This is a genomic window from Sphingobacterium sp. UBA5789 (assembly GCF_002418355.1).
Lineage (GTDB): Bacteria > Bacteroidota > Bacteroidia > Sphingobacteriales > Sphingobacteriaceae > Sphingobacterium.
This window is the reverse complement of the sequence record NZ_DIDX01000004.1, coordinates 1,391,359-1,417,765: the sequence shown is the minus strand read 5'-3', so window position 1 is coordinate 1,417,765 and position 26,407 is coordinate 1,391,359. Positions and strand designations below refer to the sequence as shown.

Below are 26,407 nucleotides of genomic sequence, written 5' to 3'. Positions count from 1 at the left end.
ATGCCGTTGTTGCGTCTGTTGCTGTCCTCACCAATAGTGTAGTTGTGACTTTCCAGTATCCTGCTTTTAACTTAAAAACGTATTCAACTGTATTGTTGCGTCTGTTGGTGTCCTCACCAACAGTATAGTTGTGTCTTTCCAGTATCCTGCTTATAACATAAAGAGGTATTCACCTTGTATTTACGGATAATTAAATGAATAACTTTATTTTTGTCCTTATATCATTGAGTATGCCGATTCGATTTATAAATAGAGCCCTGCTATTCGTTTTTCTGTTAAGTACGATACTAATCGGTTTTCAGAATCCAACATTGGCGCAGGATTTTCCATTTTCTACGCAACTAAAGGATACCACCATCGCAGATCCTTATCTGAGAAAAACAAAACCGGATAGTCTCCGATTGCCGGATTATATGGATACCCTATATGCCAGCAAGAAGAACTTCTGGAGGGCAGCTACAGAATGGACACTTACCCAGGCTTTTCCGGCCTCATTCAATTATTTTGTACGTAAAGATCCTTACTCGCATATTACTTTCAAAAATTTTATAGATCATCAGCGTTTAAGCGCATGGAAATGGGATGATAATGAATTTATGACGAATCAGATTTCCCATCCTTATCATGGGCAGCTATATTTTAACTCCTTTCGGAGTAATGGTTATTCGTTTACCACCTCTTCACTTGCCACACTGGCAGGAAGTTATATCTGGGAGACAGGTGGAGAGACGCAGGCTCCGTCTATTAATGATCTGGTTAATACCACATATGGTGGTATCGTGTTAGGGGAAATGACGCATCGTATTGCAAATAATATACTTGCGAAACCGGCTTATGGTTTTCAGAAACAAGCGAATGAGGTAGTTGCATTTCTGGTTAATCCTATAAATGGTCTGAATCGTCTTCTGGATGGTAAATGGGGAAAATATGAGAAACGAAATCTGACAGATTCATCTGTGATAACAGCAGAAGTGGATATGGGAATAAGGCGATTTGATACAAAAGTTTCCAATCTGCTGGAAAAGGGAAAGAATGCGGCATATGGCAGATTGCGTATTATCTATTCGGCAGGTGACAGTGAGTATAAGAAACCCTTTGAAGAGTTTTATGTCAATTTGGAACTGGGAAGTGATGACAGTTCATTTGTCAATTCCGTCAATGCGTATGGTGTGCTTTATGGAGAGCCTTTATTGATCAGACTTCCAGGCAAACACTATGGTACGATTACAGCTAACTATGATTTTCTGTACAATGAAGCTTTCTTTTATGGAGGACAGAGCCTGAACTATAATGTATTGTCAACATTTAATCTGGGACGTAAGAATAAGCTGAAAACAGCTATGGGGATGGGTTTTGTGTTGTTATCAGCTATTCCGGATCCGCATCTGCTATATGGAGAAAGCCGTAATTACAATTACGGTTCGGGTTTCTCTGTAAAGTTTGATTCTGAACTCAACCTCTTTGGCCGGTTAAGAATAGGAGTAGGATATAATGGAGCATATTCCTATACATGGGAAAAAAGCGGGAATGCATCCACCTATTACCTGCACGCTTTCTCAGGCAACTTTGGATTCAGGTTCTACAAAGACTTGTCGCTGAATCTCAATTCAGGCTATTATCGCCTTGAAGGCGAATTCAGAGATTATCCGGATCTGGACAAGACTTACCCTTTTGCACGTATTTCACTGGGTTACAATATTCGGTTTTGAAATTAAAGTTCAGCGTATATAAAGTTATTTTATGTGTAATTTCATGAATTCAATAATTTCAGATGGAACTTCTTCATTTAACTTTTTTATTTCCCATTTAACTGTTTGCTCCCTGTCGTTTTCCTTCTCAAATACATGAATTTTTACAAGCTTTTTCATTTCTTTTTTTTCTAATATTTCAGAAAAACTAAAATTTGTAGGAGGTATATCGTCTGAGAAAAAGAGTTTTTGGTAATAACTTTTATTCTCCTTAACATCACTTTCTTCTTTAATATAGTATTTTCCTAAAGTGTATTCTTTTATCTGTGCATTATTTTGTGGAAGAATAATCTGATCATTAAAAGTGAATAGGTTTATGTATAATGAATCATAGCTCATAGATATTGGATTGGAATCTATAAATGATTTGAATTTCAATACGGTCTTTTGCGTATTATCAACAAGAGCATAATAATGCGATACTACATGATCGGCTTCTAATATATTTTCCAATTCTACATTATCATCCAGTTTCAATGTATCATTTTGATAAACACCATAAATTGGAAGTTTACAAAGCATAAGATCTTTGTAAGAAAAAATGTCGATGATTTTTTCTGGAGGATTGAAGATAGTGTTATTCTGTGTTATAGAAATTGAAAATTTAAATTCAAGTGTACTTATTTCATTCATGTGTTGAGCTAGACTAAATTTTGAGATTAGGAAAATAGCGCTAATGATTATATATCTCATAATGTTAATCTAAATACTAAAAATCTTTTCAATATCAATAGGATGTGAGTCTACCATAGGAAAACCTTTACATATCATATTTATTTTATAAGCTTTTGGGTAGTGTCTATTAATTAATTCGTAACTATTCATGTTTTTTTATATCCATTTTTTGTTTATATTTTTTTAGATAAAAATAGAAGTTATTTTTAGTGTTAAAATTTTTATTTTTTTTCTTAAACCAGTTTAAGTTTTTTATGCAGCTGTTAGCTGAAATTTGTACATAATAAATTATTTCTGATGAAACAGACCGATAACACCCTTTACTCACAGCTTTTTCTTCGGTTAGCGATAGGGATTACCCTTTTATCTGCTGTTGCTGATCGTTTTGGACTATGGTCTGCTGCCTATTCCACCTGGGGAAATATGGATGCCTTTATTGCATATACAGGACAGATTACCTCATTTATGCCGGCTGTAATGACAAACTTAAATGCCTACTTTGCTACTGCTGCTGAAATTATTTTAGGCATTTTGATTATGCTTGGGTTTAAGACAAGAATAGCCGCAATTAGCTGTGGGATACTATTACTGATTTTTGCGCTTTCTATGACCGTGACACTGGGTGTCAAAGCTACTTTTGATTATTCTGTATGGATAGGAAGTGCAGCATCTTTTCTATTAGCAACGCAGCGGAAATTCGCATATAGTGTAGATGAAGGGTTAAAAAAGCAAAAGTAAATACGCTAAAGAAGGCTTAAAATTTACAATAACTCTTTTATATGAACATTAACCGGGGCGCAGTTTGACCGTCATTATACCTTTTGCTGATCTGTTGGGGTACGAAAAAGCCCTTATACCTAAGATGTTTCAGATATAAGGGCTAAGTATGTTTATTTTTGTTATTAACGTTTATAGTTAAACCATTTTATCATTTCTTTAAAGCTGGCTTTCTTACCGTACATCAATATACCTACTCTATAGATCCGGGCAGCTATCCATGTTGTCAGGAGGAATCCACCTACGAGTAGCAAAGCGGAGACTATAATCTGCCATGTCGGGACGCCAAAAGGAATTCTGACGAGCATGGCAATAGGAGAGGTGAGCGGAATAAAACTCAGCCATGTGGCAACAGGGCCGTTCGGATCATTGACCAGTACGCCAAATGAAAGGATGTAGGTCAGTAAAAGCGGCATCGTAATAGGCATCGTAAACTGTGATGCTTCCGTTTCGCTTTCTACTGCAGATCCTGCTGCAGCAAATAATGCACTGTAAAGCAGATATCCACCGATAAAGAAAATAAAGAAACAGATAATTAACTGTGGAAAATTCACAGATTGCATAGCCTCTTGAAAATCGAATCCCGAAGAATTCATAGCCTCCAGTTGTTGCGCCTGTTGCTGACTGTTCATGGCGCCGCTGAGATCTTCTTTAGACAACATTGTTGATGTTGCTATAGTGGTCAGTCCCACAGTGAGCAACAGCCATAGAATAAACTGCGTAAGTCCCACCATTCCGATTCCAATGATTTTTCCGAGCATAAGCTGGAAAGGTTTTACACTGGAAATAATGACTTCCACTATACGACTGCTTTTTTCTTCAATAATGCCACGCATTACCTGCGCTCCGTACAGGAACAGAGAGATATAGATCAGAATAGAGAGTCCCATCGCTATTCCCATTGCCACCTCCGTATGGCTCGCCTTTTCAGAGCCTGTTTCTGTTAATTCCTTGGCGACAAGATTGATTTTAGGACGTATACTGTCTAAAGTTTTTATGTCAATTCCCGCCTCCTTATATTCATAGTTTCTGACGATCTCTTCCAGTTGATTCTCAATCTCGGACTGAGTACTTACACCTGCCTTACCTATTGTAAGGTATTCTATGTGAGTTGTTTTATAAAAATCTTTGGGAATAATAAGGATACCTGAGTTATCTTTCTCCGGATCCAGATCTTTCTTCTGATCCTGAAGTGATTTTAGCGATTCGATATAGGTGATATTCTTATTGCTTTTTAATAATGCACCCGTGTTCCCTTCATTATCTATAACATAAACGGTCGCATGAGAATCTTCAAAGCTCTTTTTTGTTAAATAGAATATCAGTACATACATCCCGATAAAGAATAACGGTACCAGAAAGGTGAGCAGTAAAAAAGATTTCTTTTTTACTCTTGAAAAATATTCACGTTTTATAATCAATAATACCTTATTCATAAGAGGAACTGTTAAGTTGGGATTTCGTTACATTTTCAATAAAGATGTCCTGCATAGAAGGAACCTTTTCTATAATCTGATGAATGCTGATTTTAGGAATAAGATAAGAAAGAGCATCGTTAAGTTTGATCCCTTCCTGAAGCTTTAATGTTATCTCTGCATGGTCATCCGACGATCCATCAGCTTGCGGGTATGCGATGACTTCAAACAGTTCCGGATTATCCCAGTCCTGAGGCATGGCGTTCTGTTCAAACTGCACGGTAAAAGTCTGATTTTTATATTTCTGTTTGATCTCTCTGACCGATCCGTCCAGGATCTTCTTTGACTTGTTAATCAGCGCAATATTATCACATAACTCTTCCACCGTCTCCATCCGGTGAGTAGAATAGATTATAGTAGCTCCTTTTTTATTCAGTTCCAGGATCTCGTCCTGAATAATCTGAGCATTGACAGGGTCAAATCCCGAAAAAGGTTCATCCAGAATAATCAGTTCCGGCTCATGCACTATTGTAGCCACAAACTGTACTTTCTGCTGCATACCCTTACTCAGATCTTCTACCTTTTTGTCCCACCAGGATTGAATCTGCAGTTTTTCGAACCAATATCGGATTTTAGCAGAAGCTTCAGCTTTTGACAGCCCTTTTAGTTGCGCAAGATAAAGCATCTGCTCCCCAATCTTCATTTTTTTATAAAGACCACGTTCTTCAGGCAGGTATCCGATTTTACCTATATGATTGGGGTTTAAGACTTCTCCATTAAAGAGTATCTCTCCTTCGTCAGGTGCTGTAATCTGATTGATAATACGTATAAGGGAAGTCTTTCCTGCTCCGTTAGGCCCTAAAAGTCCGAATATTTTCCCTTTTGGAATAAAAAGGGAAACATCATCTAAGGCTCTGTGGTTAGCATACTGTTTGACTATGTGTTTAATGTCAAGCATATTAATTTTGATTGTTTGGCCTAAAATAAATGAAATAAATCAGAATATAATGCATCACATCAGGCTAACTGATTATTTTTTTATTAATAGTATATATGGTGATTATAACCAATAGGTTTACTGCTCATTTGTATGTGTGATCAGGTTACAGATTATTTAGCTGTTAGCCTGTTTCAAATCTTTGCGTAATACAGATCTCAGCACTCATTTAATTTTCCAATCAATTAATCATACCTTTGTCCCATGCTAGTAAAGAAAGCTGAATTCGTCTGCAGCAATACAAGAGTCGACAAACTTCCTGATCCTACATTGCCGGAGTATGCTTTTATCGGACGTTCTAACGTCGGTAAATCTTCTCTGATCAATGCTATGACCAACAAGAAAGGACTTGCCAAGACCTCACAAAAACCCGGGAAAACACAACTGATCAATCATTTTATTATTAATGATGAATGGTTTTTAGTGGATTTGCCCGGATATGGATTTGCCCAGACTTCAAAGACAAACCGTTCGGAATGGCAAAAATTTATCAGAAGATATCTGACACACCGTGATAATCTGCAGTGTGTATTTGTTCTGATAGACAGTCGCCATGAGCCACAGAAAATAGATCTTGATTTTTGTTGCTGGTTAGGAGAGTGCGGACTTCCGTTTATGCTGATCTTCACAAAAGCCGATAAACAGTCTGCTGTAAAATCGGATATGAATATCGCAAAATTCAGAAAATCATTGTTACAATGGTTTGAAGAAGTACCTCCTCATTTCCTTACTTCTGCCGAAGCAAAGACTGGATGTGAACCCATTTTAGAAATGATCAATGACATCAATACACGTTTCGTTCCACCGGAGGCCGAGAGTAAGTTTTAAGTAGTTTGTATGAAGAAGTATTTTTCTTTAGTCTTATTTGCACACAGTGTTTTTGCCCTTCCGTTTGCTCTGATCGGATTTTTTCTGGCTGTACATACTACATCTTACTCTTTTGAATGGATCAAACTTGCGTTGATGCTGGTTTGTATGGTGACGGCACGAAATGCTGCTATGGCTTTCAACAGGTATCTGGACAGAGATATTGATGCTAAAAATCCACGTACAGTTATGCGTGATATACCGGCTGGTCGTATCAGTGCCCGTCAGGCTTTATTGTTTACGATTATCAATTGTGCGATTTTTACAGGAGCTACGTATCTGATCAATCCGTTGTGTTTCTATTTATCTCCGATAGCTTTATTTGTTGTCCTTTTTTATAGTTATACCAAGCGGATCACTCCTTTATGCCATTTAGTATTGGGAGTTGGTCTTGGACTGGCTCCAATAGGTGCTTACCTTGTTGTGACGGGACAATTTAATATCATCCCTGTCTTTTATGGTATTGCTGTTATGACATGGGCCAGTGGGTTTGATATTATTTATGCTTTGCAGGATGAAGCATTTGACCGGGCCAACAATCTGAATTCCATTCCGGTACGATTGGGCACTAAAAATGCTTTGCGGGTGTCCGAATGCCTGCATGTGATCTCTTTTATATTTGTTGTCCTGCCGGCCTTTTATATGCATGTCAGTTGGTTCTATTATCTGGGATTGGCATTTTACGGTCTGTTGCTGATCTATCAGCACCGGATTGTAAGTCCTACGGATCTCAGTAAGGTGGATAGAGCTTTTATGACGACAAATGGTATTGCCTCTGTCATATTCGCAGTATTTTACCTTTTGGATGTGATTTTTTTACAATAATAGCCAGAGATTTTCATAAGTTTGCCCCAATATAGTGACGACAATAGTTGTCTATTCTTTAAGAAATACTTTTATTTGCAGAAATCAAAATACATAGATGGCTAAAAATTTGCTCATAGTAGAGTCGCCTGCTAAGGCTAAAACAATCGAAGGATATTTGGGAAAGGACTTTCTGGTGAAGTCTAGTTATGGACATATCAGGGATCTGGTGAAGACAGATGATGCCATTGATACGGAAAATAACTTTCAGCAGAAGTACGAAGTTCCTTCAGATAAAAAGGCCGTAGTCAGTGAGTTGAAAAAATTAGCAAAAGAAGCCGAAATGGTATGGCTGGCGTCCGATGAGGACCGGGAAGGAGAAGCAATTTCCTGGCACTTATACGAAACTTTAGGACTTAAAGAGCAAAATACAAAACGTATTGTCTTTCATGAAATTACAAAGCCGGCCATTTTAAAAGCGATTGAAACTCCCCGTACAATAGATTACAATCTGGTAAATGCGCAGCAAGCCAGACGTGTACTCGACCGTTTGGTGGGATTCGAATTGTCACCTGTGTTATGGCGTAAAGTAAAACCTTCTCTTTCTGCTGGTCGTGTACAGTCTGTGGCTGTAAGACTTATTGTAGAGCGTGAAAGAGAGATCAATAAATTTGAAGCAGAGGCTTCTTTCAAAATAATAGCTCTTTTTCTGACAGGAAAAGGCAAAGAACAGTTTAAAGCGGAACTACCTCAGCGTTTTGAAACGGAGGCAGAAGCAGCACAGTTTCTGAAAGATTGTATTGCCGCTTCTTTTTCAGTGTCTTCACTGGAGAAAAAACCGGCCAAAAGAACACCTTCAGCACCTTTCACTACTTCTACTCTTCAGCAGGAAGCCAGCCGCAAGCTAGGTTTTTCAGTTGCCAGAACAATGCAGGTTGCACAGCGCCTTTACGAAGCCGGACGTATTACCTATATGCGTACCGACTCTGTCAATCTGAGTGATACAGCAATAGAATCGGCTGAAAAGGAGATTACAAATGCTTATGGTACCAAATACCATAAGATGAGAAAATATAAAACAAAAGCTGCAGGAGCACAGGAAGCGCACGAGGCAATTCGTCCTACCTATTTTTCGGATCATACCATTGAAGGTGATTCTTCAGAAAGACGCCTTTATGAATTAATCTGGAAACGTGCTATCGCTTCGCAGATGAGTGAGGCTGAGTTTGAAAAAACAACTGCCAAAATTGCTGTTTCCACCCGTTCGGAGATGCTGGTTGCTTCAGGAGAAGTCATGAAATTTGACGGTTTCCTAAAAGTATATATGGAATCTACGGATGATGATACTGATCTTGGAACAGATGACGATTCGTCAAATACACTTTTACCTCCTTTAGAGCAGGGACAGGCTGTGCAGTTGAAAACAATGAATGCTATTCAGCGTTTCTCCCGTCCTCCGGCGAGATATACAGAAGCTTCTCTGGTCAAGAAACTGGAAGAACTGGGTATAGGCCGTCCGTCTACTTATGCACCTACGATTTCAACGATTCAAAATCGCGGATATGTAGAGAAAGAAGATAGAGAAGGACGATCACGCGATTATCAGGTTTTGACCTTAGAAAACGGTCAGGTAAATACAGTGACTAAAACTGAGATCACCGGCGCTGAAAAATCTAAAATGTTTCCTACTGATATCGGTGTACTGGTTAATGATTTTCTGGTAGAGCATTTCAAAGGAATCGTAGACTATCATTTTACGGCCAAAGTAGAGAAGGAGTTTGATGATATCGCTCAGGGACTTACGGAATGGACGGAAATGATGAAAGGCTTCTACGGCCCGTTTCATACCGAAGTACAGGATACGCTTGAAAATGCGGAGCGTGCCACACATGAGCGTGAGCTGGGCACGGATCCGGAAACAGGTAAGCCGGTGACTGTCAGAGTAGGCCGTTTCGGACCATTAGTACAGATTGGTAGTGCAGATGATGAAGAGAAACCACGTTTTGCGTCTCTAAGAAAAGGTCAGATGATCGAAACTATTACTTTTGAAGATGCGTTGGAACTTTTCAAGCTTCCTAAAAAAGTAGGTGCTTTTGAAGAGAAAGATATGACCGTTGCAATAGGTCGTTTCGGACCTTATATCAGACATGACAGTTCATTCTATTCCTTACCAAAGGGGATGGATCCGCATGACGTGACTGAAGAAGAAGCGATCGAGATCATAAAAGAGAAAAGACAAAAAGATAAAGATAAAGTAATCCGTGTATTTGATGAAAATCCGGATGCGCAGATCGAAAATGGAAGATGGGGTCCTTTTATACGTTTTGGTAAACAAAATATTAAAATCCCTAAAGGTACAGAAGTAGAAAAAATCAGTTATGAAGATGTCCTGAAATGGGCTGAAGCAGATGCTCCGAAAGGTAAGGCTGCGAAAAGTACAGCAAAAAAAGCTGCTCCGAGAGCAAAAAAAACAACAGCAAAAAAGTAACTTTAATCGTTGATAAGAGCGTTGCATGAAAAAAGATTTGCCTGAAAATATTGTAGAAGATATTCTGATTTCTGTGGTACTCGAGGGAGATACACCGACTTCCCAGAACTGGAAAGTCTATCTGATCAATGAAAAAAATGAGAGACTGGAGAATGTATTTGTCAGTTCTAAAGGCTACGGAAAAAAAGATGGTAAGGAAGTGAAGACAACAACACTCCGACATTTTATCGGAGATGTGGCACCGTCTTCGTTTGTTAAAATAGAAGCTATTGATGATCAGGTGTTTGGATTGACAAATGAGTATTGGTTAAGTTATTATATTGGTGGGGTGATTTATGATAAAAAATACATCTTCCTTCCGGAAAGTATTGTTGATGAAAATCTCTCAAAGGTTCCGTTAGTTAACAAGCCTGGAGTCATTATAGGAGGAAATGTTTAAGATATGAGTATCCGGCATAATTTTATTATTGCAATAGATGGTTTCTCTTCCTGCGGAAAGAGTACATTGGCAAAAGCTCTTGCTAAAAAATTAAATTTTGTATTCATCGATAGCGGAGCGATGTACCGTGCAGTAACATTGTATTTTATCCGCGAACAAATCGATATGAACAATGAAGAAGCAATAAACAAAGCTTTGGATCTTATACATATAGATTTTATTCCTAATACTGAAAAAACGGAGATACATCTCAATGATGAAGATATTTCAGATGAAATTCGTCAGATGTATATTTCCGACAAAGTAAGTGAAGTAAGTGCACTCAAAGCTGTACGGAAAGCTATGGTAGCCCAGCAACAGAAATTGGGGAAGAGAAGAAATATCATCATGGATGGCCGGGATATAGGTACAACAGTATTTCCGGATGCAGATCTTAAGATCTTTATGACAGCAGATCCGATGGTTCGTGCAGAACGTCGGTACCTGGAATTAACGGCTAAAGGAGAGCAAGTCACGATGAAAGATGTCATGGAAAATCTGGCTCACCGCGATCATATAGACAGTACACGCGAAGAAAGTCCGCTAAGACAGGCTGAAGATGCTATTGTCCTGGATAACTCAGATCTCAATCAGGAAGAGCAGCTTGAATTTGTAATCGGAGAGTACAAGAAAATTAAAGAAGGCCGAAAAGTAGTTTAGCCCTGAAAGTAGAGAACAGAAAAGTACAAAATATAAAAAAGGGTTGCAAAATAACATTCGCAACCCTTTCTCATTTGTAATTTTGAAAAAAAACTATTTTATACTGTTGATTTGTTGCTGTTCTTTTAGCTTGTCAACATTATTTTTTTCACCGAAATCGTCCGTTTTCTCCTGGAAGGAGTTTAACAAATCCCGTATTGCATCTGAATTGTCAGCTGTACGCTGGTAAATATCCGGAAGTGTATTTTCCAGATTTTTATCTCCAAGTTCAATATTGTCAACTTCAATTTTGCCGATTTTTTCTAATACAGCTTGTTGACTGTTACGTACGTCCTCGAGTTCACGTACAATCTTTTCCATCAACTCAAATTTTTTCAATTTATCCATACTATTCCATTTAAATCGTTACTACTATATAAACGGTCTTTGGGCTAAATTGTTTTATTAAAAAGCCTTTTCATGAGAAACATGAAAAGGCTTTTTAATATTCTTGGTGTTGTAATGTTTTGATTTACAGTGTTCTGCCCGGGTATTCGATAAGTGCTTTTTCAAGGCATATCAGTGCATTTTTTAAGTCAGACTGATTCAGTACATACGCCATACGAACCTCATTCAGACCTGCACCCCGTGTACTGTAGAAACCTGTTGCAGGTGCCATCATGACTGTTTGATTTTCATATGAAAATGATTCAAGCATCCATTGACAGAATTTGTCAGCATTATCGATTGGTAATTTTGCAACGACATAGAATGCTCCTCCCGGGTTGGGGCAGAATACACCTTCAATACTGTTAAGTCCTTTTACCAAAGTGTCTCTGCGAGCTGTATATTCTTTGGAAACGGCTTCAAAATAACTGTCAGGTGTATCTACCGCTGCCGTTGCAGCAATCTGCGCTACAGCAGGTGGACTCAAACGAGCCTGAGCAAATTTTAAGGCAACATTGTACAATTCCTTGTTTTTGGTAACCAGACATCCCAGTCTTGCACCACATGCAGAATAACGTTTTGAAACAGTGTCAAAGATAACAACATGCTGTTCCAGACCTTCCAGATGCATAGGAGATATAAAAGCTTTACCATCGTAACAAAACTCGCGGTATGCTTCATCCGAAAATAAAAACAAATCGTATTTCAGGCACAGATCACGTAATGCTTCTAATTCTTCAAGGGAATACAGATATCCTGTAGGATTATTCGGATTACAGATAGCAATGGCTTTCGTTTTTTCGGTAATCAGCTTTTCGAATTCCGCAATAGGAGGCAATGCAAATCCATTGTCTATATAAGACATAATAGGTTTGACAACAATATCTGCAGCACATGCGAATCCGTTGTAGTTTGCATAAAATGGTTCAGGGATTATAACTTCTTCTCCCGGATTAAGACAAGCCTGCATAGCAATGGTAATCGCTTCCGAACCTCCGTTAGTTACCAGAATATCTGCAGCTGTAACATTATAATCAAGTTTATTATAATATTCAACCAGTTTATTTCGATATGCTGCAGTTCCTTCTGAAGGTGTATAGGCCCATACTTTGAAATCAATGTTCTTAATGGCATCTAACATAATCTGAGGCGTCTCGATATCCGGTTGGCCAATGTTTAAATGGTAGATTTTTTTTCCTTCTTTCTTGGCTTTATCTGCAAATGGTGTCAGTTTACGGATTGGCGAAGCGGGCATGTGAATGCCTTTACTTGAAATTGCTGGCATAGTAAATTGTTCTAAAATTTTGATGCCAAATCTACGAATTTTTTAATACTTAGCAGTTAGTATTTAGATATATATAATCTGTACAAGCCCCTTAAACGAACAAAGGCATCCGTTGGGGATGCCTTTGTGAATTTTCTTTTTAAAGGAAATCTGTTATTCAACAATTCCTTTGATGTATAATGTTTTTACTGGTGTTTTCGTGTTAGAAGTTACAGTAAAACTTTTTGTAAAAGGACCTTTGGAAGCCGCATTATACGTTACTTTTACTACACCTGCATCTCCGGGTTTGATCGGAGTTTTAGTGAATTCAGCAACTGAACATCCGCAAGCTGGCTTTACATCAGAGATGATAATAGGTTCTGAACCGCCATTTGTAAATTTGAATTCATATGAAGCTGGCTTTGCTACAGGAATGCTGTTAAAGTCATGTGTTTCTTTCTCGAATTTAAATTCACCTTTACCTGTCTGCATCGAGGTAAATCCTACGAATGCAATTACTACTGCTACGATGGCGAAGAGATTTTTCATATTTCAATTTGTTTAAGTTAAGTATATCAATCTATGTACCAAATTTAGGCTATATCTATTTAAAACAATGGGTTATAACACCTTTTTAACAACAATATTACGAAAATGATGTAGTATTGTTACTTTAACTTGTCCTGTATCGCCATTTTCTTAATTCTACCGGCCAGATTTCCGAGAGTCAAGCCCTGAACTAATATAGAAAAAATAACTACAAAATAGGTAATTCCTAAAACTAAGTCTTTATGTTCTCCGACAGGAAGAGAGAGCGCAAGGGCGATAGAAACGCCTCCCCGCAGACCTCCCCAAACCAGTAATGTGGTTGCTGCTTTATTAATATTTAATTTGGGGAATAATCGTCCGGGAACATATATGGATACAAACCTTGCAATCAATACCAGTACTACAGAAGTAAAACCCAGAATCCAATAATTAGGAATGCTCGGAATGATTAACAGCTCAAAACCGATAATCAGAAACAGAATAGCATTCAGGATCTCGTCTATCAGTTCCCAGAATTTATTGAGGTAGTCTTTTGTTTCTTCAGACATAGCGCCCTTCGTGTTGTTTTTGTTACCGATGAATAATCCTGCTGCCACCATCGTAAGTGGACCTGAACAATGGAAAGAATGAGCTACCAGATAACCTCCCATTACGACAGCCAGACTCATGAGTACCGAAACTTTATAATCATCGATCTTTCTCATCAGATAGGAGCAGAGCTGACCAAGTGCTATACCCAGTACGAGACCTCCTCCGGCTTCTTTTACAAATAACCAGCCTACATTGGCAATTGTCACATCTGTAGATGTACCTAATGCAATATTCAGTAAGACAGCGAAAAGAACTACCGCTACTCCGTCATTAAAAAGGGATTCGCCCGCAAATTTTGTTTCCAGAGCTTTAGACACACCGGTTGTTTTGAGAATACTCAACACAGCAATAGGATCGGTAGGAGAGATTAACGCGCCAAATATCAGACAATAGATCAGCGGAAGGTGGATGTTGAGAACCGGTAAGATGTAAAACATCAACAAACCTACCATGAAGGTCGAAATCACTACCCCTAAAGTGGAGAAGAACATGACAGCTCCCTTTTGACTCTTGAGATCGTTAATGTTGATGTGTATAGCTCCTGCAAAAAGTAAAAAATTAAGCATCGCACCCATCAGTACATCCGAAAAGTCAAGTTTCGTAATCATCGAAGAAAACTTCGAAATCTCATTACCCGCTATTCTGTCTCCGAAAAGTACAATACATACGGATACTAATAATGCAATCAGCATAATGCCAATCGAAGAGGGCAACCGGAGAAACCGATGATTGAGGTAGGCAAAGACAGCTGCCAGTACTATTAATATAGAAAATGTATAGTATAATTCCATTCATTTAAGTGTTTGAATTAAAAGGTATGATGAAGGATGTGCTCCTCTGCTTACACCATTAGATTATCCCTTCTTTCAATAGATCCTGAATGTGGACTATTCCTGCATATTTTCCATTTTCGGTCGCCAGTAACTGTGTGATATTATTGTCTTTCATCTGATGAAGGGCATTGACAGCTAATTCATTTTTGTCAATAAGTTTAGGGCTTCTGCCCATAATATCTTTTGCTGTAATAGAAGAAAGATCTTGATGCGTTTCCAGCATCCGGCGAATATCTCCATCCGTAATAATACCCAGAATAGTATCCTGATCGATTACGGCTGTGGCTCCAAGGCGAAACTGTGTGATCGTAATGATAATTTGTCTGACGGAGGCATCAGGGCTAACTTCAGGTTTACCGTTTTGGTCTGAAAGATCACTCACTTTAAGATACAGTTGCTTACCTAATGCTCCTCCGGGGTGATACTTTGCAAAGTCACGGTCTGAAAATTCACGACATTCCTGCAGTACAACAGCTAGTGCATCTCCCATTGCCAGTTGCGCAGTAGTGCTTGTGGTGGGAGCGAGGTTGTTGGGACATGCTTCGCGCTCGACGGTCGTATCCAGAATATAATCTGCATGCTGAGCCAGAAAAGATTCGGTATTTCCGACTATGGCTACAAGCTTGTTTTGTGTTTGCTTTAAAAAGGGAACCAGGACTTTGATTTCCGGTGTATTGCCACTTTTTGATAAGGCTATGATCAGATCCTGCGGCTGTACGATACCCAGATCTCCGTGGATAGCATCTGCCGCATGAAGAAAAATAGAAGGCGTACCTGTCGAGTTGAGGGTAGCTACTATCTTCTGTGCTATGATAGCACTTTTGCCGATTCCCGTGACGATAACACGCCCTTTGAGGTTAAGAATTTCATGTACAACACCTACAAAATCATCATTGATATTGTTTGTCAGATTCTGTACAGATTGCGCTTCCAGCTCGATGGCTTCAATGGCTATGTTTTTGATTTCAGTATTGTTTTTCACAAATATTATATCTATTTTTATATATTCATTTATTCACAAAAATAAGTTATTATTTAACTTAAAAAAAGGTTGTAGTCTATCTTAATTTTCCCTTAGTCAATGGATATAGAAAAGTCATTATTTGATAATCTTCAGGATTTTTTCGGGTTTGATACGTTTAAAGGAGACCAGGAGGCTATTATTACAAATGTGCTCAATAAAAAAGACACTTTCGTAATTATGCCGACAGGTGGGGGTAAGTCCATATGTTATCAGCTGCCTGCACTTATGAGTCAGGGTACTGCTATTGTCATCTCTCCACTCATTGCACTGATGAAGAATCAGGTAGACCAACTCCGGGCATTCGGGGGCACGGACAGTATTGCACATTTTCTGAATTCTTCTCTTAATAAGGGAGAGATTACGAAAGTAAAACAGGATGTAACACAGGGTAAGACTAAGTTGTTATATGTAGCCCCTGAGTCGCTGTCAAAAGAAGAGAATATTGAATTTTTAAGACAGATCACAGTCTCATTTGTAGCTGTGGATGAAGCACATTGTATCTCGGAATGGGGACATGACTTCAGACCTGAATATCGTAAGATCCGGCAGGTAATCAATGGTATAGGTGAAAATATTCCAATTATCGCACTTACCGCTACAGCCACACCTAAGGTGCAGTCAGATATCCGCAAAAATCTGCAGATGACGGATGCAACGCTGTTCAAATCATCCTTTAACCGTACCAATCTGTATTATGAAGTACGGACAAAAAAGAATGTGGTTAAAGAGATTGTTCGTTTTATAAAAAATAATTCGGGTAAGACCGGAATCGTATATTGTCTGAGCCGGAAAAAGGTTGAAGAAATTGCTGAGGTATTAAATATCAACGGAATCAAAGCATTGCCTTACCATGCAGGTCTGGATGCGAAGACACGGGCAGATACACAGGATAAGTTCCTGATGGAAGATGTGGAAGTCATTGTAGCCACAATAGCATTTGGAATGGGCATTGATAAACCTGATGTCAGATATGTGATCCACCATGATATTCCAAAATCAATGGAGGGCTACTATCAGGAGACCGGACGTGCAGGACGCGATGGAGGTGAGGGAGTATGTATCACATTCTATTCTGAAAAAGATGTTGAAAAGCTGACCAAATTCATGAAAGATAAGCCGGTGTCAGAACGTGAAATCGGTACACAGATATTAAAAGAAGTAATAGATTATTCTGAGTCAGCTGTATGCCGTCGTAAACAGATTCTACACTATTTTGGTGAAAATTTTGATGAGGCTGGCTGTAACAATATGTGCGACAACTGTAAGACAAAGAAAACCTATTTTGATGCAGAAGAGTCTCTGCTGAAAATACTGGGATTCATTAAAGAGCAAGGGGAGAAGTTTGACGATCAGCACATGATCAATGTGCTGATGGGACAGACTAATCAACCGGTGTCGGCCTACAAACACGATGAACATGCGTTGTTCGGTAAAGGTAAAGAACAAGGGGTGATTTACTGGAAATCTGTACTCAGACAGGCAGAGCTTGCTAATTTTCTGAAAAAGGATATCGATCATTACGGTCTGTTAATGCTGACTGACGGAGGACGTAAGTACATCGATAATCCGTATGCAATCAAATTTATTCTCAACAGACCTATGGAAAAGGCTGATGCAGATGGTTCTGAAGAACCGGCGCAAAGCTCTGGAGCCATGGATACCGAATTGTTGAAAATGCTGAAAGAACTGCGCAAAAAGATTGCTAAGCAAAAATCTCTTCCGCCATTTGTTATCTTTCAGGATCCTTCACTGGATGAAATGTGTACCTGTTATCCGATTTCTATGGATGAAATGAAACAGATTCATGGTGTGGGATCAGGTAAGGCTCTTAAGTTTGGGTCGCCATTTGTCGAACTCATCAAAAAATATGTGGAAGATCATGATATTGATCGTCCACAGGATATGGTTATCAAGAGTACAGCTAATAAATCAGCACTGAAAGTCTCTATTATCCAAAATATAGACCGTAAGATTGGATTGGAAGATATTGCTTCATCAAAAGGAGTATCCTATGAAGATCTTCTGAAAGAAGTAGAATCCATAGTCAATTCAGGCACAAAGTTAAATATCGGATATTTTGTAGACGAAATGATCGATCAGGATCGACAGGATGAGGTGTATGATTATTTCAAAAGTGCAGAAGTGGATTCTATAGAAGCGGCATTAAAAGAACTGGGCGAAGCGGATTATACCTATGAGGATATTCAACTGATGCGTATTAAGTTTATGTCCGAACTGGGGAACTAACAACAACGAATTTTTTTATTATTACATGATACAATCTTATTTACCTCATATCAAAAACGGGCAGTCTGCCAATTTTTTTCTGATGGCTGGTCCTTGTGCAATTGAAGGAGAAGATATTGCTCTCCGCATTGCTGAAAAAATCGTTACTATTACCGATAAACTTAATATCCCTTATATTTTTAAAGGATCTTACCGCAAAGCAAACCGTTCCCGGGTAGATTCATTTACCGGAATCGGCGATGAAAAAGCATTGAAGATCCTGGAAAAGGTAGGGCAGACTTTTGGAGTACCTACGGTTACTGATATTCACGAAAGCCATGAGGCGGCTTTGGCAGCGGCATATGTAGATGTTCTTCAGATTCCTGCTTTTCTATGCCGTCAAACCGAATTGCTGGTTGCTGCGGCTGAGACAGGGAAAGTTGTCAATATTAAAAAAGGACAGTTCCTGTCTGCTGAGTCTATGAAATTTGCGGTAGATAAAGTAATCGATTCAGGGAATAATAAAGTTTTTCTGACGGATCGCGGAAATACATTCGGATATCAGGATCTGGTTGTGGATTTCAGAGGAATTCCACAAATGAAAGCATTTCAGGTACCTACAGTAATGGACTGTACGCACTCTTTGCAACAGCCGAATCAGACTTCGGGTGTGACGGGAGGAAAGCCAGAACTTATCGAGACCATTGCTAAAGCTGCTATTGCAGTAGGAGCAGACGGCCTTTTTATTGAAACACATCCGGATCCAGCTAACGCGAAATCTGATGGTGCAAATATGCTTCATTTAGATCTTCTGGAAGGTCTTTTGACAAAATTGGTGCGTGTCAGAGAAGCAATCCTTTAGGAGACAAAAAATATTATTCTGTATAACAAAAGCGGNNCCGCTTTTGTTATAGTACAACTTTTGCTGTCAGTTTTACGGATTTTCAGCAGTTGCCTCACGGGCCAGACTCACCTCATCATCGGCTTCTCCCAATGCTTTATCCAGGTTGAACAGCGATTCGTCTGAAGCCTTGTCTCCGCCTGCTATTTTTAACTTGTCTATTAATTCCAGAGCCAGTTTCTCTTCTTCAATCTGCTCTTTTACAAACCATTGCGCAAAATTCCATGTTGCCCAATCCTGTTCTTTCATCGATAGATTAACGATGTTGTATATGGCCTCTGTATTATCTACTTCATGCTTAAATACTCTGTTGAAGCATTCTGTTAATGATGTTGGATCTGCAGGAGGAGCAGGAATAGCCTCTACACGAGGTTTCCCTCCACGTTCCAGAATGTATTCCATGAACTTCGTCATATGGTTCCGTTCCTCATTGGCATGTCTGAACAAAAAGTTTGCGATACCACCATATCCCTGATCATCCGCCCATATACCCAATGACAGGTAAATTTGTGCTGCACTAGCTTCTTTTGTCATTTGAGCGATCAGTGCGGACTGCATTTCTTTTGATAATCTGTTTGTATTCATAGTATTAAAAGGTAAATGTGCTTTGTGTGCACTGTATACCCTAATAACGTTCTACACCGGATTTGGTTTTTGAATGCAGTTAAAATAGAACCAATCTTAATCCAGAAGACGTTGTTTTGGAAAAGGATGCTTAGGCTCAAAATAATTCCATAGTAGGCTGGATATGCTGCGTGTCAGTACTTCTGCCTCATTGGATTTTTCCCAGCTTCTATCCTTGTTGTTTTTAGTAAAGACACTGAAGACATAATCTCCATTCGGAGCATTGACCAGTACGACTTCACTTCTCACATCTTCCAGTGAACCACTTTTAGAAGCCGTCTTTATGTAAGATGGTATCTGGGACAATGAACGTTCGTTGTAAAAGACATTTCCAAGTATGCGATACATCTTGTCGGACAGATCCGGGGATATTACTTTGCCTTCACGTATTAGTGTCAGAAGAGTAGCCATCTCCCGAGGCGTAGTATGTCCCCAGCCGTATTTTTTCCAGATAGCTTCTCTTCCTGCTGTCCGGGAATTCACACGGGTATTAGGCAGACCTAATTCATCCATTAGTGCATTAATCTTGGTGCCCTCGGCTAGTTCCTGACACCAGATCGAAGTCACATTATCACTGTATCCTATCATCAGTGCGGCCATAGTGGAAAGATCTGTTTCCACGCTGTCTTTAAAGAACTGCATTAATCCTGACCCGCCATAAGCCCTGTTCTGGCGATATATAAATTTGTCATTGTATTTTAATTCCCCTTTTCCGATTTTATTAAATACACCTGCCAGAATGGGTACTTTGACAATACTTGCTGTAGGAAAAATGCTGTCTGCATTAATCATGACTTCTTTGTTCGTTTTGAGATGACGTACGTAGATGCCGATGTCGCCCCTGAAGTCGCGGGTAAGTTCTTTAAGTTTTTTTTCCAGTTTCTGATCAGTCTTCTGAGCAAAGGCTGAGCCTGCAACGGATAGTAAAATTAGGGTCAGGATTAAGGAAAGGTTTTTCATTTGTTTTTTATAGATGGTATTTATTTGAATATATTTAAGTGTAATTTGCGAAAAATATTTGTCAATTTGTCTAATTATGGAGCAGAAATTATTTATGGTTTTGCTGGGATGTAAGCCGGAAGGCCGACACACTGAACAGCATGATATGTATTTTGGAATAGGAGACAGCCTGCCATCTCTTTTATTTTCTATGCGCGATTTCTGGAAAGAAGCATCGGGCAATCTCCATGTAGATGTATGGCGTGAAGTGAAGGTAGTGGATGGTTATACGATTGAAGTGATTGAAAAAGAGACGCCAAAAAATGAGAAATTGAAACTGTTCTTTGTGAATCTCGGGGGATATAAAGAAAATGATTTTGAGGAGTATCATTACAAACAACTGGTGGTCGCCGAACATATGGCAGCAGCTATTGCTGCTGCAAAAGAAACAGTCTTTTGGAAACACCATACTTCTTCGCATATCGATGACAAATACGGGATAGATGTAGACGATGTATATGAGGTAGAAGACCTGCTGTCCGAAGATTTCAGATCACACTACAGCCTGTCTATCCGGCAAACAGAAATTTCAGAAGCGGATGAGCTTCATATCGGATATCTGAAATTCTCAAAATTGGAAAAGGGAGAGGTGTAATCTTTGAATGTCAACGAGGACTTTTTATCACTTTAAATAACTTGTCATATGATATATATCAAGCAGGTGGAAAATATCCGGCCCAGATCACAACGTATATCTTATCCTTATCATATTCCGTCGATTTTTCATCTCGAAAAATTTAGATTCACACAGCCGGTTACTTTTATCGTGGGAGAAAACGGATCCGGTAAGTCTACATTTATTGAGTCCATTGCTATTCGATCGGGTTTTAACCCGGAAGGAGGAAGTATAAATTTTAACTTTGCAACTAAAAATTCGCATTCAGATCTTTTTCAGGATATCAAAATAGGAAAGGGTGTTGATCGTTTCAGGGACGGTTACTTTCTGAGGGCAGAGAGCTTTTACAACGTAGCCAGCGAAGTAGATAACTTATATGAAGGGGCTAAGGGAGATCTGGAACGGGCATACGGAGGATCATTACATGAATGTTCACACGGGGAAAGTTTTCTGACGCTGCTACATAACAGATTGTCCGGAAAAGGACTGTATATATTTGATGAGCCTGAATCGGCACTTTCATTTGGAAGCCAGCTCAATATGATGGTCAGGATAAAAGAACTGACCGATGCAGATTCACAATTTATAATTGCTACACATTCTCCGATTCTTCTGGCTTATCCTGATGCCGAAATCTATAAAGTAACAGACGAAGGTCTTCAGCTGACAGCATATGAAGACACAGATCAATACAGGCTTACAAAGTTCTTTATGAACAGTCCTCAAACAATATTAGATGAACTGGGATTGTAATCCTGATGAATGAAAATAAAAGAGCTGCAGTAAACTTATCATTTTGTGAATAGCTTACTGCAGCTTCTTTTTATGGTTTGTCCTGTAACAGGATTTTAACTTTTATTTGGTCTCTTTATCCTTATTCAGGAACACAAACTGTCCGTCGAATGTATCCAGTTGTATAATGGAATCTCTTGAGATTTTTCCGGAAAGAATCTCTTTTGATAATTCATTCAATATGCGTTTTTGAATCACACGTTTCAACGGTCTTGCCCCATATACAGGGTCATATCCGAGTTGAGCCAGCCAATCAAGTGCTTCATCTGTAGCCGAGATAAATATATTCTGTTCTGCCAGCTGATGTTGAACTTTATTGAACTGAAGACGGACGATATCCCCAATCTCTGTCCGGCTCAGAGGTGTGAACATGATAACTTCATCAATTCTGTTCAGAAACTCCGGACGGATAGATTTTTGTAATAATTCGAAAACCTCGCTTCTGGTTTTGGCAACGACTTCATCTCTGTTGTCGTCATTGAGATGCGAGAAGTTTTCCTGGATAATATGTGATCCGGTATTCGAAGTCATGATGATAATCGTATTTTTGAAGTTAACAACACGACCTTTATTGTCCGTCAGATGTCCGTCATCCAATACCTGCAATAGGATATTAAAAACATCAGGATGCGCTTTCTCAATTTCATCGAGTAATACGACCGAATAGGGGCGACGTCTTACGGCCTCAGTCAGCTGACCTCCTTCATCATAACCTACATATCCCGGAGGCGCTCCGATAAGACGTGACACGGCATGACGTTCCTGATACTCGGACATATCGATACGGATCATAGCCTGCTCATCATCGAAAAGAAATTCTGCCAGTGCTTTTGCTAATTCAGTCTTACCTACCCCTGTTGTACCCAGAAAGATAAACGATCCGATCGGACGTTTGGCATCACTCAGTCCGGCACGCGATCTGCGTATAGCATCCGATATGGCTTCTATCGCTTCATGTTGTCCCGCTACACGTTTGTGTAATTCTTCTTCCAGTGTAAGTAACTTTTCACGTTCAGATTGCACCATTTTATTAACCGGAATACCTGTCCAGCGTGATACAACATCTGCAATGTCTTCAGAAGTCACTTCTTCCTTTAGCATACGGCTGCTGGCTTGTTTTTCCGCCAGTTCAGCTTTTAACTTCTCGACGTGATCCTGTGCTTCTTTAATTTTACCGTATCGCAGCTCCGCTACTTTACCGTAATCTCCTGCACGCTCGGCCTGATCTGCTTCCAGTTTAAAGTTCTCTATATTCGCAATCTCCTGATTGACCTCATCTACCAGCGATTTTTCAGATTGCCACGCGGCTTTGAGTGAATCACGTTCGGAAGCCAGATTAGCAATGACCTCAGACAGTTCGTTCACTTTCTTCTCATCGTTTTCCCTTTTGATCGCTTCACGTTCGATTTCCAGTTGCATGATCCGGCGTTCCAGTTCATCTACCGCTTCTGGAACGGAGTCCATTTCCAAACGAAGTTTTGAAGCTGCTTCATCCACAAGGTCGATAGCTTTATCCGGTAAAAAACGATCGGTGATATAGCGCTGAGATAGCTCTACAGCCGAAATAATGGCTTCATCCAGAATCCTTACTTTATGATGTGTCTCATATCGCTCTTTTAATCCTCTTAATATAGATATAGCATCCTGTGTGTCGGGCTCTCCAACCATTACTTTTTGGAAACGACGCTCTAAAGCTTTATCCTTTTCAAAATATTTCTGATACTCATTGAGTGTAGTCGCACCTATGGCACGTAGTTCACCTCTTGCTAAGGCTGGTTTCAGGATATTAGCTGCATCCATAGCTCCTTCACCACCTCCGGCACCTACCAGCGTGTGGATCTCGTCTATAAAAAGTATAATTTCTCCGTCACTGTCGGAAACTTCTTTTACAACAGCTTTTAGACGTTCCTCAAATTCACCTTTATATTTGGCTCCGGCAATGAGTGCACCCATATCCAGAGAAAATACCGTTTTGGATTTGAGGTTTTCCGGTGCATCACCTTTGATTATCCGGTGAGCGATGCCTTCTGCAATAGCCGTTTTTCCCACTCCCGGTTCACCTACGAGTATAGGATTGTTTTTAGTTCTTCGGGAAAGGATCTGCATCACCCGGCGAATCTCTTCGTCACGGCCGATTACAGGATCAAGTTTTCCGGATTCTGCAAATTCATTCAGATTACGGGCATATTTATTTAAGGCATTGAAAGTGGCCTCCGCATTCTGATCAGTAACACGGTTATTTCCGCGTAGTTCCTTGATCGCCAGTTTCAGATCCTTCTCATTTACACCCTGATCTTTAAGCAAAGAAGCAGTTTTGCCGCCCGCATTCAGTATCCCTAAAAGTAAATGCTCAATGGAGACAAACTCATCATTGAACTCCTTGAGATAGGATTGTGCTTTCTGAAGTGCAGAGTTAGCCTCATTACTAAGATAGATGTTACTTCCGCTAACCTTTGGATAACTTTGGATCTGTTTATCCACTTCTCCTTCAAGGTAAGCGATATTTACATTTAGTTTTTTTAATAGGTGACCAATGATGTTTTCATCAACGGTCAGTAATGCTTTTAGAATATGTGCGGGTTCGATCGCCTGCTGCTGATTGCCGGAGGCGATTTCAGAAGCCTTTTGAATGGCTTCCTGAGCTTTGATCGTATAGTTGTTGAAATTCATATCGTATTAGATTTTCTATGAGGGTAACAATCATTATGCCTATACGGTTTTCATAAAATAATCGGAAAAAATGTCTGTTTAAATTGATTTGAAGCGACATTTTTTCAGGTTTGAGGAAGTAAAACTGAAATTATGTCTAAATAATTGGCTTGGTTTTCAGCGGTTTGCTTTCAGGTAATAAGAAAATGAATGAAAAGACTTGCAAAAAAAGGATCTGATTTCGATATTTGCAGCGTTAACGGGAAACGTTGACGATCAGCGACGCCTCCTTAGCTCAGCTGGTAGAGCAACTGACTTGTAATCAGTAGGTCATTGGTTCGATTCCGATAGGAGGCTCAGAAAGGTCTGGTATTTACTTACCAGACCTTTTTATTTTGCCTAAATCCACAAACTTATCTATTCTTGGTACAATATTTATATGTATATCGGACGTTAATACATGGTCAACACATATTATATGAATAGATTTACCGCAGTTGTACTGCTTTTCTCTGTATTGGTTTTAATATTAAGTAGTTGTAGTTCTATCTATATGCCCAATGTCCCGGCAACTCCGATGTTTAGTAAACAGGGAGAAGGATATTTATCAGGACATGTTAATCTTAAAGGAAATGTTAGTGGTAATGCAGGTGTGGCGATATCGGATCATATCGGTATTATAGCCAACGGTTCTTATGTCAATCACAAAAAGCAGATTAAAGAATTCAAGCAATATCTTTATGAAGGAGGGTTAGGGTATTTTACAACTATTGGTAAATCCAAGAGACAGATTTTTGAAGTATACGCCGGATATGGGATGGGTAATTCGGTAGAAACAGATCTGCGATCTACGACTACAGGTATGCAGCCGGTAGAGATACGGGATATGGACTTTGAGAAAATATTTGTGCAGGTAAACTATTCTTCGACCAAGAAGGATAAGATAAAATTATTTGGCGCAAAGCGTGAGTTAAATTACGGAACAGCTATCCGCATGAGTCGTGTGGCTATGAAAGATTTCACCATTGATGAAGTTAATGCTGAAAAGGAAGATAATATTTTTATAGAACCTGTTTTTTTTACGAGATTAGCACTTAATCGTAATTGGCAGTTGCAATACACAACCGGCTTTAATATCGGAGTTAACAGCAATGAATATCTTAAAGCGGGCAATGCTGTTTTTACATTGGGTGTAAGTTATAATTTTGGTAAAAAGAACAAATAAAACATGAATAGATTAAAAGGACTGGGTATCTGCCTGATCGTATTGCTAATGGCGGGTTGTGGAGTGAACAAACAGAAAACACAGATAGAAAACCTGAGTAAATGCAAGTATGAACTGGAAGCTGTAGATAGTTTAATGCTGGCAGGTACGAGCTTTAAGAATGTTATGCAGGATGGTGAACTGAATCTTTCTGCCTTACCGGGCCTGGCAATCGCGATGTTGCGAAGAGACGTTCCTATGGAAGCAAATCTCAAACTAAAGGTGACGAATCCTACAGCTAAAAAAGCTGCTATTAATAAATTTCAATATAAGATAGCTTTCCAGCAAACGGATCTTGCGGAAGGAGAGGTGGAGCAAAAGTTGTCTATCGATCCTAATCAATCTGCTGTTGTACCTATCAAAATAAAAATGAATCTGTATGAATCGCTTAAAAGTGATGGAATTCAGGATTTCTTAAAAGCTTTAGGAAGTAACTCTGGTAATAAAGGTGTTCTTACTTTAAAGATTAAGCCAGCTATAACTATTGCCGGGCAGTCGTTTTATTATCCTGGATATATTACTATTGATAAGGAAGTCAGTCAGAAGCTGTTGTTTTAAACTGTTTTATTCTGACTGAAGGCACAAGCGGACGCTTGCGCCAGATAAAGGCATGCGTAAAAGCGTTTGCCGGAGTCCTCTCCGGCAATATGTTTTATAGTAGGTGTTTTGCAATATGTTAAAAGTACTACAGATCTTAGCGACTTTTTCTCTCCTTTCTAAGGAGAGATCCCGATAAATCG

At 39.2% G+C, this 26,407-nt stretch carries 24 protein-coding genes and 1 tRNA gene; 14 read left to right on the top strand and 11 right to left on the bottom strand.

Translation table 11 applies throughout. The features are described 5' to 3' along the window. Positions 1 to 194 precede the first annotated feature (194 nt). Complete coding sequence (locus tag B4B65_RS15685; protein ID WP_293916699.1) at positions 195 to 1,709, top strand: DUF3943 domain-containing protein; 1,515 nt, start codon at positions 195 to 197, stop codon at positions 1,707 to 1,709. Between the two features lie 24 nt (positions 1,710 to 1,733). Here the strand turns inward: B4B65_RS15685 and B4B65_RS15680 are convergent, their stop codons facing one another. After that, positions 1,734 to 2,381 carry a hypothetical protein gene (locus B4B65_RS15680; RefSeq protein ID WP_293916696.1) on the bottom strand — a complete coding sequence of 216 codons (648 nt, stop codon included), beginning with the start codon at positions 2,379 to 2,381 and terminating at the stop codon, positions 1,734 to 1,736. 339 nt (positions 2,382 to 2,720) lie between these two features. Here B4B65_RS15680 and B4B65_RS15675 point away from each other — a divergent pair, with 339 nt between their 5' ends. Next, the gene (locus B4B65_RS15675; protein WP_293916694.1) at positions 2,721 to 3,161 is read left to right on the top strand and encodes a DoxX family protein; all 441 of its coding nucleotides are present in this window, start codon (positions 2,721 to 2,723) and stop codon (positions 3,159 to 3,161) included. A gap of 164 nt (positions 3,162 to 3,325) precedes the next feature. Here the strand turns inward: B4B65_RS15675 and B4B65_RS15670 are convergent, their stop codons facing one another. Both B4B65_RS15670 and B4B65_RS15665 read right to left on the bottom strand, forming a co-directional pair. After that, positions 3,326 to 4,636, bottom strand: coding sequence for an ABC transporter permease (locus B4B65_RS15670; RefSeq protein WP_293916692.1), 1,311 nt, complete (start codon positions 4,634 to 4,636; stop codon positions 3,326 to 3,328). Beyond that, a complete protein-coding gene (locus B4B65_RS15665) occupies positions 4,629 to 5,573 on the bottom strand; it encodes an ABC transporter ATP-binding protein (protein WP_293916690.1) in 945 nt (314 codons plus the stop codon). Before B4B65_RS15665 ends, B4B65_RS15670 begins: the two co-directional genes overlap by 8 nt. A 243-nt stretch (positions 5,574 to 5,816) precedes the next feature. Here B4B65_RS15665 and yihA point away from each other — a divergent pair, with 243 nt between their 5' ends. The 5 genes from yihA (at position 5,817) to cmk (ending at position 10,909) form a co-directional block, all read left to right on the top strand. Further along, positions 5,817 to 6,440: a ribosome biogenesis GTP-binding protein YihA/YsxC gene (gene yihA / locus B4B65_RS15660; RefSeq protein WP_201679877.1), complete on the top strand. Its 624-nt coding sequence runs from the start codon at positions 5,817 to 5,819 to the stop codon at positions 6,438 to 6,440. 9 nt (positions 6,441 to 6,449) lie between these two features. Next, positions 6,450 to 7,304: a 4-hydroxybenzoate octaprenyltransferase gene (locus B4B65_RS15655; protein WP_293916687.1), complete on the top strand. Its 855-nt coding sequence runs from the start codon at positions 6,450 to 6,452 to the stop codon at positions 7,302 to 7,304. Between the two features lie 97 nt (positions 7,305 to 7,401). After that, positions 7,402 to 9,771, top strand: a complete 2,370-nt coding sequence (gene topA, locus B4B65_RS15650; RefSeq protein ID WP_293916685.1) for a type I DNA topoisomerase — start codon at positions 7,402 to 7,404, stop codon at positions 9,769 to 9,771. A 25-nt stretch (positions 9,772 to 9,796) separates the two neighbouring features. Further along, on the top strand, positions 9,797 to 10,210 hold the full coding sequence (locus tag B4B65_RS15645) for a hypothetical protein (protein ID WP_293916683.1): 414 nt from the start codon (positions 9,797 to 9,799) through the stop codon (positions 10,208 to 10,210). Between the two features lie 3 nt (positions 10,211 to 10,213). Beyond that, a complete protein-coding gene (cmk, locus tag B4B65_RS15640) occupies positions 10,214 to 10,909 on the top strand; it encodes a (d)CMP kinase (RefSeq protein ID WP_293916681.1) in 696 nt (231 codons plus the stop codon). Positions 10,910 to 11,002: 93 nt separating this feature from the next. On the opposite strand, the gene B4B65_RS15635 is transcribed toward cmk, so the two are convergent. The 5 genes from B4B65_RS15635 to B4B65_RS15615 form a co-directional block, all read right to left on the bottom strand. Next, a complete protein-coding gene (locus B4B65_RS15635; protein ID WP_003001111.1) occupies positions 11,003 to 11,296 on the bottom strand; it encodes a hypothetical protein in 294 nt (97 codons plus the stop codon). A 124-nt stretch (positions 11,297 to 11,420) separates the two neighbouring features. After that, on the bottom strand, positions 11,421 to 12,620 hold the full coding sequence (locus B4B65_RS15630; protein WP_293916677.1) for a pyridoxal phosphate-dependent aminotransferase: 1,200 nt from the start codon (positions 12,618 to 12,620) through the stop codon (positions 11,421 to 11,423). Positions 12,621 to 12,773: 153 nt separating this feature from the next. After that, complete coding sequence (locus tag B4B65_RS15625; RefSeq protein WP_003003872.1) at positions 12,774 to 13,148, bottom strand: DUF1573 domain-containing protein; 375 nt, start codon at positions 13,146 to 13,148, stop codon at positions 12,774 to 12,776. A 119-nt stretch (positions 13,149 to 13,267) separates the two neighbouring features. Continuing rightward, positions 13,268 to 14,530 carry a cation:proton antiporter gene (locus B4B65_RS15620; protein ID WP_293916672.1) on the bottom strand — a complete coding sequence of 421 codons (1,263 nt, stop codon included), beginning with the start codon at positions 14,528 to 14,530 and terminating at the stop codon, positions 13,268 to 13,270. Between the two features lie 58 nt (positions 14,531 to 14,588). Continuing rightward, on the bottom strand, positions 14,589 to 15,554 hold the full coding sequence (locus B4B65_RS15615; protein ID WP_293916670.1) for a KpsF/GutQ family sugar-phosphate isomerase: 966 nt from the start codon (positions 15,552 to 15,554) through the stop codon (positions 14,589 to 14,591). Positions 15,555 to 15,653: 99 nt separating this feature from the next. Here B4B65_RS15615 and recQ point away from each other — a divergent pair, with 99 nt between their 5' ends. Together recQ and kdsA are read left to right on the top strand one after the other, a co-directional pair. Continuing rightward, positions 15,654 to 17,843 (top strand): DNA helicase RecQ, encoded by a 2,190-nt coding sequence (recQ, locus tag B4B65_RS15610; protein WP_293916667.1) that lies wholly within the window; start codon positions 15,654 to 15,656, stop codon positions 17,841 to 17,843. A gap of 25 nt (positions 17,844 to 17,868) precedes the next feature. Then, on the top strand, positions 17,869 to 18,684 hold the full coding sequence (kdsA, locus tag B4B65_RS15605) for a 3-deoxy-8-phosphooctulonate synthase (protein WP_115171065.1): 816 nt from the start codon (positions 17,869 to 17,871) through the stop codon (positions 18,682 to 18,684). Between the two features lie 72 nt (positions 18,685 to 18,756). Here the strand turns inward: kdsA and B4B65_RS15600 are convergent, their stop codons facing one another. Together B4B65_RS15600 and B4B65_RS15595 are read right to left on the bottom strand one after the other, a co-directional pair. After that, on the bottom strand, positions 18,757 to 19,308 hold the full coding sequence (locus B4B65_RS15600) for a ferritin (protein ID WP_293916663.1): 552 nt from the start codon (positions 19,306 to 19,308) through the stop codon (positions 18,757 to 18,759). Between the two features lie 96 nt (positions 19,309 to 19,404). Then, positions 19,405 to 20,307 (bottom strand): serine hydrolase, encoded by a 903-nt coding sequence (locus tag B4B65_RS15595; RefSeq protein WP_293916660.1) that lies wholly within the window; start codon positions 20,305 to 20,307, stop codon positions 19,405 to 19,407. A 76-nt stretch (positions 20,308 to 20,383) separates the two neighbouring features. On the opposite strand from B4B65_RS15595, the gene B4B65_RS15590 reads away from it, so the two are divergent. Further along, complete coding sequence (locus B4B65_RS15590; RefSeq protein WP_293916658.1) at positions 20,384 to 20,941, top strand: DUF1543 domain-containing protein; 558 nt, start codon at positions 20,384 to 20,386, stop codon at positions 20,939 to 20,941. A gap of 48 nt (positions 20,942 to 20,989) precedes the next feature. Continuing rightward, positions 20,990 to 21,715 (top strand): AAA family ATPase, encoded by a 726-nt coding sequence (locus B4B65_RS15585; RefSeq protein ID WP_293916655.1) that lies wholly within the window; start codon positions 20,990 to 20,992, stop codon positions 21,713 to 21,715. 102 nt (positions 21,716 to 21,817) lie between these two features. On the opposite strand, the gene clpB is transcribed toward B4B65_RS15585, so the two are convergent. Then, positions 21,818 to 24,424, bottom strand: a complete 2,607-nt coding sequence (gene clpB / locus B4B65_RS15580; RefSeq protein WP_293916653.1) for an ATP-dependent chaperone ClpB — start codon at positions 24,422 to 24,424, stop codon at positions 21,818 to 21,820. A gap of 263 nt (positions 24,425 to 24,687) precedes the next feature. Here clpB and B4B65_RS15575 point away from each other — a divergent pair. From B4B65_RS15575 to B4B65_RS15565, 3 genes are all read left to right on the top strand, one after another. Beyond that, a tRNA-Thr gene (locus B4B65_RS15575) sits at positions 24,688 to 24,760 on the top strand. 121 nt (positions 24,761 to 24,881) lie between these two features. Then, the gene (locus B4B65_RS15570) at positions 24,882 to 25,628 is read left to right on the top strand and encodes a hypothetical protein (protein WP_293916651.1); all 747 of its coding nucleotides are present in this window, start codon (positions 24,882 to 24,884) and stop codon (positions 25,626 to 25,628) included. Positions 25,629 to 25,631: 3 nt separating this feature from the next. Continuing rightward, positions 25,632 to 26,225 carry a hypothetical protein gene (locus B4B65_RS15565; RefSeq protein WP_293916649.1) on the top strand — a complete coding sequence of 198 codons (594 nt, stop codon included), beginning with the start codon at positions 25,632 to 25,634 and terminating at the stop codon, positions 26,223 to 26,225. The last annotated feature ends 182 nt before the right edge of the window (positions 26,226 to 26,407 follow it).